General features: G+C 63.7%; 6 protein-coding genes. 1 reads left to right on the top strand and 5 read right to left on the bottom strand.

Going from position 1 to position 8,031, the window contains the following annotated elements:
- Window positions 1-507 precede the first annotated feature (507 nt).
- The 5 genes from P1J78_RS23375 to P1J78_RS23355 form a co-directional block, all read right to left on the bottom strand.
- Window positions 508-1,281 carry a CPBP family intramembrane glutamic endopeptidase gene (locus tag P1J78_RS23375; protein ID WP_275569794.1) on the bottom strand — a complete coding sequence of 258 codons (774 nt, stop codon included), beginning with the start codon at window positions 1,279-1,281 and terminating at the stop codon, window positions 508-510.
- Window positions 1,278-2,240, bottom strand: a complete 963-nt coding sequence (locus P1J78_RS23370; protein WP_275569793.1) for a M23 family metallopeptidase — start codon at window positions 2,238-2,240, stop codon at window positions 1,278-1,280. Before P1J78_RS23370 ends, P1J78_RS23375 begins: the two co-directional genes overlap by 4 nt.
- Complete coding sequence (locus P1J78_RS23365) at window positions 2,237-3,076, bottom strand: DUF6544 family protein (protein WP_275569792.1); 840 nt, start codon at window positions 3,074-3,076, stop codon at window positions 2,237-2,239. The genes P1J78_RS23370 and P1J78_RS23365 overlap by 4 nt, the downstream gene beginning before the upstream one ends.
- Before the next feature lie 1,479 nt (window positions 3,077-4,555).
- The gene (locus tag P1J78_RS23360) at window positions 4,556-7,264 is read right to left on the bottom strand and encodes a virulence-associated E family protein (protein ID WP_275569791.1); all 2,709 of its coding nucleotides are present in this window, start codon (window positions 7,262-7,264) and stop codon (window positions 4,556-4,558) included.
- 46 nt (window positions 7,265-7,310) lie between these two features.
- Window positions 7,311-7,655 (bottom strand): hypothetical protein, encoded by a 345-nt coding sequence (locus P1J78_RS23355; protein ID WP_275569790.1) that lies wholly within the window; start codon window positions 7,653-7,655, stop codon window positions 7,311-7,313.
- 128 nt (window positions 7,656-7,783) lie between these two features.
- Here P1J78_RS23355 and P1J78_RS23350 point away from each other — a divergent pair, with 128 nt between their 5' ends.
- Window positions 7,784-7,942, top strand: a complete 159-nt coding sequence (locus P1J78_RS23350; protein ID WP_275569789.1) for a hypothetical protein — start codon at window positions 7,784-7,786, stop codon at window positions 7,940-7,942.
- The last annotated feature ends 89 nt before the right edge of the window (window positions 7,943-8,031 follow it).

The raw sequence follows: 8,031 nt of genomic DNA, 5'->3' as shown, positions 1-8,031 counted from the left end.
TCGGCGAACTCATCGACTGCTTCACGCACCAGGAATGCGAAAACTACTTCGCCGCCTGCGGATACGATGCAGATTGATCGGAAAACGCTCTAACAAAGTAGTTAGCGGCTCATCGGAACGCCTGAATGCGCTGATGGGAACAGGCGAACCAATTGAGTTAGTTCTAACAGAGGCGAAATTGGTACGAGACACTTGCAGAAGCGCGATCAAGAAACGCTTGGATAGCGCATCAAATAGCTAACTTACGTCCATCTTTGGCAGCCTGCAGAGTTGAGCGTCCTAGCGCTGTTGGGGACTTTCTGCGCCCAAATCTCCGAGGATATTAGTCGTAAACTACCATAGTAGCTCCTATGGCCGCCAAGGCACATTGATCTGCTGACCAACAGTAGCCATTGGAGCGGCTGCAGCGAAAGAGCGCTTCGTCCGCATAGCTGACCAACGCAGACCACCCGAATGGGCTCGTATCGAGTATTCGACATGTCTGATACACACCAATCGAATTTGCATTCAATGCCGCGCCTGCTGCCTGATCCCGCTCGCCAACCTGACGGCCGCGACCAAGGCAATAAGGCACAGCAGACCCACCGCGATCCACAGCGGACGGAGTGTTTCTGCCCCCTCGCCGGGCACCAACGGCAACAGGCTCAGCGTCGCGTTCGACGCGGCATGGAAGACATGGACAATGACCAGGCTGCCGCTGCTCGCTAGCCAAAGCCACGTGTAGATGATTGAGACCGCGAGAATCTGCGCGACGAACAGCCATATCGGGATGGCGGCGTGGAAATCCCCCGGCAGCCCCCAGAGCGGCAGGTGCCATACCGCCCAGACCACCCCGAGGACCAGGCTGGCACGCACCGGCCCGGTCCGCGTGAGAAGCCTCGGCATCAAATACCCGCGCCAGCCGGTCTCCTCTCCCGCTACGCTGAAGACCAGAACCCACAGGAACACGACAGGCGCCAGCGCCAGCGCTTGCGGCTCGGGCCAGTCCGGCGTTCCGCCCAGAAAGTCATCGACACAGAGCGCGACAATGCCCAGCACCGCGGTGGAAAGGACCGAGAAGAACCATAAGCCAAAGGGAGCACGCCAGCGGCGGAAGCCGGCGAGCAACCGCCGGAGATCTTCCCGCCCGCCGATCCCGGCGAGGATCAGCGCGGCCATAGTCGGACCGAAGGCGCCCGCGATCCGGCAGATGGCGGCCTCGCTGCCGGACAGGATCGCCGCGCCCCAAAACGTCCAAGACAGGAGGAAGGTCAGCGCGACGTAGGCGGCGACCTGCGTCATTCACCCGTGCCGGTCAGGCGGTCGCCTCGGACCAGAAAGCGGCCGTCGATGCGCAGGGCTAGGGGTTCGCCCGAGATCGGCGGCGCCCCTTCGGCTGCGGGACGCTGCGCATGGATGTGCAGATGCGGTTCCGTGCTCGCGCCGGAATTGCCGACTTCGCCCAGCCTGTCCCCCTCGGCGACGATGTCGCCCGATACAACGCTCAGACTCCCGTTCCGCATGTGTGCGAAGACGATCTCCGCCTCGCTGCACCGCAGGATGACATGGTTGCCCAGGCGGTTCACCGGGTCCTGCTCCGGAACCTCGAAGTCCGGCATGCTTTCCTCCGCCGCAACCACCGTCCCCGAACAGGGCGCGCGCAGCGCTGCACCAAAGATCGCATAGGCCGAGGGATCGGCCGGCCGCCATCCGTCGGCGCGCAGACCGAAGGGACCAAGGCCGAAGAAATCTAGTGCGTAGGATTGCCCGCGCCACGGGCGGAACCGCTCGACGCTGGCATCGAGTGTCTTCAGGTGGGCGTTCACGACGGTGTTGGACCCCCCGTTACCGACGAGGTAGCGGCCCGGACCGAAAGGGTTGGCGATGTCGACGACCGCCACCGGCGGCAGGCTGCACCCCATCAGCGCCCGCGCGCCGTGCCACCCGCCAACGGCGCACAGCAGGACCGCCACCGCGAGGCCCGTCCATCCCCAAGCGCCCTCGGGTATCACAGGTCGTGGGTCGCCTCGCTCTCCTAGCGCCCGAAACAGAACAACGCCGAGCCACAGCGCCCCATAAACCCACGGCAACCACCAGACGGGCAGCGCCCATTGCGCGACGCGCGCCAGGGCGAACAGCATTGCCCCCGTGCCAGCGGCCTGAAGCACGAAACCTACCAGGCTTCCTGCCGGCATGAAGAACAGCCATGCGAGCGATGCCAGCGGGAGCAGGACTTGAAAGCCGATGAGCATAGCCGTCATGGCCGCACACCAGGAAACCGGATTTCGGTGACATCGGCGATGAAGAACGGAAAGTAGTCGTCGGTCCCGAACAAGTTGCCCGCCTCAACGTAGAACGGCACGCGATAGCCCCCGACCTCGCGGAAGTCCGACACCACCGCGCCGAAGGGCTGCAGGCGGTAGGTCTTGTCGGGGTTGGCGTTGGTCCAGCGGTCGAATGACACCAACTCGGGCCGACCCTCGGCATCCACGGTCACGTCGACCGCCTGGCTCAACGCGCCGCGGCGGACCGTGACGCGGGCGGTGTCGTCATCCACCGCCGTCCAGGTGACGCCCGGGCCGGGCAGAAGCGCCGCGGGCGTCCAGATCACCGCCTCGGACACGTAGCGCCCGAAGGCGGAGCGGGCGTGGTCGGCATTGCCCCCGGCACGGGCGACCGGGAGCAGGCCGAAGATGCGAAACCGGGTCCACAGGCCCGAGTCGGAACCTGCGACCGGCATGCCACCAGTCGTCTTCATGGCCCAGACGAAGCCTTCCGGCGCAGCGAGCACCTGGCGCGCCTCCATCGGCTGATAGCGCGGGTTGTTCTTGGCCCCGAGGCTGAACTGCCCCGTCATCTCGATCTCGGCGACCGGCAGGAGCGGCGTGCGCGGGCGGATCACATAGGTGAAGTAGCGGCGCGCGGGCTCGGGCAGGTCCGCCACCATTTCATCGTCGAAGACCCGCGGGTCTTCCGATTGAAGCGCCACGAGCCGGTCCCACTCCGCCCGATCGGCCCGCCGGTCCAGGACCACGAGGACGGCCAGCCCCAGAAGAACGATCGTAAGGAGGATCAGGATTGCGAGGAGGATCTTCATTCAAGCCGCTCACTGGTTTCTTGCATGGCGCTACCGCGCGGGTGTCTTCCCTTCGATGACCCAGATCAATCCTCGAAGCTTTGACCGCGCCCCGTCACGATGAAAGCATGTCACTGGGTCATTTCCGTGATCGACTGCGTCAGTTGTAGCGAACAATAATACGGACTGACCAATGCATCTTTTTGAACTGAAACGGACAAACAGGCTTGTCGCTGCGAATGTACGGAATTCGCCCTACTTTCGGTAGCATTCGCGGTCGCGGCGAAAATCGAGCAGACGCGGCGAACTGCAGGAAGCGTCCGCAAAGCGGCCCCACGCAGACCACCCGAATAGCCTGCCATCGAGGGTTCGAAGTCTCTGTTTCACGCCAGTCTAGGCGCCCTGGCGCGGACCTATGGGGCCGTTGGGGCAGCCATACTGGCCCAGGACGCCGTCAAGACTGCCTAGGGCCGCCTGAAGGCTCCGGCGCGGCCCTCCGACCGAACCGAACGCCGCACCGGCCATTCTGGCCGCACAAGGCCGCCACACTGGCCCAGGCGGCGGCAGGTTCCCCGTGGGCCGGAGGGCCGAGGGGGCCGAAGGGCCGGGCGTTGGGGTTTCCGGGATGCCCTGACTTATCCAATGTCCATTAGGGGTTGACAGGGGGTCGCTCGGGGTCCCTCTGGGCGATTCGCGGTCGTCGGGGGGTGCGCGGAGCGCGATATTCGACAATTCTGCACAGAACTCCATAGGCAGCCGTCTATCGGCGCACAGAAGTACGGAATCTAAGGGGTTTCGTGTGCGCGGATAGTGGGAGTCAGGGCTTAGGTCTGCGCATTGGCGCACAATTTGGTTTCCGAGGTGCCGCGCCCTCGCACAGATCGGGGGCCGGGCAGCGCCCAGACAGCCCCAGCGACCGGGCAACCGGGCGTTCGCGGAGCCGAGACGGTCTCGCTCAGCCGCTCAGACTGTGAACCCGATCTTGTGGCAGACTTTCAACCCCGCTCAGAATTTTTCGGCAGAATCCAGGGCCGAGCAGCCGTGCCCGATGTGCCCGGCTGTGCCCGTTGGATTTTCAGCCACCGGGCACAGCCTCAAACCCCTTATTTTCAAGGCGAAAATCGCCCTGTGCCCGGTGTGCCCGTTGAAAAACCCTATAGAGGATATTTCGGGGATACATAAAACGTGCATTAGCGCCGGTAAGCCTCCCCGGCAGAGGGAAAATACGACTCTACATGGTGTTCTATAGCCTCTATTGGGCACACTCTCCGGGCACGCCGGGAAACCGGGAAAAACCACCTAAGATTCCAATGGCTTACACCGTGCCCGGTGGCCGAAAATCCAACGGGCACGGGCCGGGTTCAACGGGCACACAGCCGGGAAGCGTGCCGGGCTGACGCCCTCTGCCCGGAGGTTCTATCCCCGCAGGAATGAAAAAGGCCGCCTGAAGGCGACCTTTCTAAGCGGAGTTGAGCCGCCGAGACTCGAGTCTGGTCGCCGCTAAAGCGGCTCCCAAACGGCTCTGTCCCAGGCCGCGCCGTCGCGGAGGAGCCAGCGCGTCCGCTTCCCGCCGATTTTCCGGCGCTCGACCGTCCAGCCTTCCAGGGCGCGCACGGCGGAGTTGAGGTTCTGGAGGTCGAGGGGCGACGGGTCGTTGACCTTCCCGAGACCGTCGCGCCAAGCATCATCGACGGAGACGCGGATGCGCCGCCCTTGGGCCTCGCCGTCGTCCTCGTCATCGAACTGCCCGGTGTCCGCGCCCTCGGCCACCGCCTGCGAGCAGGGCTTGTCCAGCCACTCCTGCAACCGCTCCGCGATGATCTCGAACGGCAGCGTCGTCCGGCTCTCCTCCTGGAGGTCGCGCGCCGTCTGCTTCGCCTGGTCGGACACCAGGTCGATGAACAGTTCGCCGTGGGGCTGCTCCTCACGCGCCTTGCGATACCAGGTTACGACCTCGGCCCAAACCTGGCCGATCTCGCGGCGCAGCTTGTCGGTGTCGATCAGATCGACCTGGGCCTTGAGAGGCCAGAACCGCCGGTTGCCGGTCTCGTCTTTCAGGTACTCCTCCTTGTTGGTCGTACCGATGAACACGCACTGGCGGTAGAACGTCTCCTCGTTGCGTCGGAAGGCCAGGCGCACGCGGTCCCAACACGCCGAGAAAAACTGCTTGACTGTCTCGACCTCGGACTTGCGGAAGCCCGCGAGTTCGGGGACCTCCATGATCCAAGAGCCGGACATGGACTCGACCATCTTCTGGAGGTTGTCGAACGCGGCGGACAGTTCCCCAAAATAGTCCCACGCCAAGACCTTGATGAACGACGATTTCCGCTTGCCCTGGGAGCCGCCGATGATCGGCACGAAGTCGAACTTCGCCCCTGGCTCGTAGACGCGCGTGACGGCAGCCAGGAGCCAGGCTCGCGCCGTCTCTCGGCCGTAGGCGTCGTCGGGAATCCCAAGGTAGTCGATGAACAGCGTCTCGGCGCGCTCGACCCCATCCCACTCAACCGACTCCAGCTTCTCGCGGATCGGGTGGAAGGGGTTGCGCCGGGCCGCCGTCTCGACGGCAGCGGCAATGTCGATCTGCGCGGCGTCCATGTCGTAGCCGCCCTGGTCCTCCGGGGCCGACAGGACCAGCTTGCGGTCGTGGTCGTCCGCGTCCAGCCATTCGCGCCCGTTGAACGGGTCCTCGATAGGCACCCGCGAAAGATCGAGGTTAGGGAATCCGATCTCCTTGCGGGTGACGACCTTCCGCGTGAACAGGTTGTAGGAGATCGTGCCCGCCAGCCCCGGATCGTTCTGGAGGATCAGGTTGATGTTGTGCAGGCTCTTGAGGATCGCGCCGGTCTCCAGGTTCGCCTTGAGCCGGTTCCGCCACTTCTTCGGCTTGGCCTTCTTCTTTTTCTTCGGCTTCTCCTCCGGCTCGTCCATGAGGTCCGACAGGTCGATCTCGTCGTCCTCGTTCTCATCGTCATCGAACCGGTCGGCAAGCGAATCTTCTTGCGTTTCGTCATTGCAATCGGAATCGCTTGCACCGGAGTCGATCGACTTTGATTTGTTAGGTTTTTCAGAGGGTTGCTCGTCCTCGTCCTCGTCGTCAAAAGTGTCATCGAACTGCGCCCGGCGCCCGGCCAGGAGTTCGTCGCGAACCGCGTCGTCCTTGCCTGCGAACTGCACCATCGCCTTGTAGCTGGGCAGATTTCCCGGCGACGTGTCCTCGCGGGCGTCCCGGTCGAGGTGGCCGTAGAGGTGGATGCGGGCCAGGTCCCAGGCGTTCGCCGCGCCTTCAATAGGGTCGGAGCCGTGGTTCGAGTAGAGGAACAGCCCGTCGTCGTAGGAGACCGCGCCGTTCGCACCGGTGCCGAGGAGGTAGGTGTAGCGCGGGTGGCCGTCGCTGGAGAACCCCGGCTCGTACACGTCCGACAGGAACTCCTGGATCACCTCGTCCACGGTGTAGGTGCGGCACCAGGCCCCGATGATCCCCGGCTTCTCGTCGGGGCGCTCCATCTTGCGATCCGGGTCCGCGCCGCGCGCCGTGGTCTCGTCGGAGCGCATGGGGAGTTGGGTGTGATCCTGCCAGTCGCCGTCGAAGTTCTCCAGGAGGGCGTCAACGTCGAGGACCTTGCCCTCGTTCCGCTCCACCCGGTACTCTTGGTTTTTCGACCGGCTGGGCATGTAGCTGACCTGGGCGTAGCGGTGCGACACCACGTCCACCGCGTCGATGGACTCCTGCGGGTCGCTGAAAAGCATGGTCGCCAGGATGCGCGTGATCGCGTTCGCCTCGTCGTGATCGACGGGCCGCGAGATCGGCATGTGGATGCGCCAGCGCGGCGACTCCGGGCAGTGCGCCCGTGTCGTGTGCCGCAGGAACTCGTAGTCGCAGATGAGGGACAGCCCCATCTCGATCTCGTCCATCTGGGCCGCAGTCACCTCGTCCAGGTCGAACGAGATGAGGTGGCGCTTCTTCATGTGGGTGAGGCGGCGCTTGCCGTCCTCGAACCACGCGCCGACGATGTAGCCCGGCGCGGCCTTCTTCGCGCCCTTCTCGTCCACGGACAGCTTCATGTACTGGCCGTAGGTGGTGGTCTGATCGACGGATGGCTCCGCGAATTTCTCGCAGAAGCGCTTCCAGATGATCTCCACGTTCTTCACCTTCCCCCGGTGCTTGCCGGTGGAAATGCGTAGCTTGTGGAAGTCGTTGTCACCCGACATGCAGGTCTCCCCGAGGTGTTCCGAAAGATGAGGGCAGACGCCTCGGCTAGACCTCGGTGAAGATGCTCGGGTCACTCAGTTTTCGGTACTCGGGGAGGACAAAGCGAATCACGTCGCCCCAATACAGGGGCATCTCGGGGTGCCGCTTGTGCGACAGCCGCAGAATCGCGTGGGCAACGCCCAGGTGCAGTTTGTCGCCGAGCAGGGCTTTGTAGATCGTCTCGTGCGATTTCCCGAGGTCCGCCGCAAGGGTCGGCACGTCGAACACGCCATGCTTCGACCGGTGATCGGGGAAATACTCCACCAGGAGATCGTAGAGGTCGTTGTAGATGTGCTGCGGCTTGACCGCCTTGTCGCTCGACATGATTTCACCTTTCGGGTTGGGTTTCACTCGATTCTATAACGTCTGTAGCCGCAAAAGGAAATATCACTTTTTGGTGGAAGCTGCCAGATGTAGTGCGCTACAACGCTCCGACCGGCAGATTCGCCGCCCTGTACGAGATCTAGAGGAGCAACATCATGAGCCTGGAAGAACGGATCGAGGAACTGACCGCCGCGATCAAGGAGAACACCGCTGCGCATACGTCGCTGGCTGAGGTGGCGAAAGCTGCCGCCGGTGGCAAGGCTGCGGAGAAGCCCGCCGCCGAGGACGAGATGCTCGGCTCTTGCCGCCCTTAGAGCGTTTGCCCACCGACATGAATCGATTGGGGATTCCCATTCGGCCGAGGGACTGATTCACTGACCCTGGGGCAGATACTGGGGGCAGC

Origin of the sequence: Psychromarinibacter sediminicola (assembly GCF_029168335.1) — a bacterium.
GTDB lineage: Bacteria > Pseudomonadota > Alphaproteobacteria > Rhodobacterales > Rhodobacteraceae > Psychromarinibacter > Psychromarinibacter sediminicola.
This window is presented reverse-complemented; position numbering and strand designations above follow the sequence as displayed.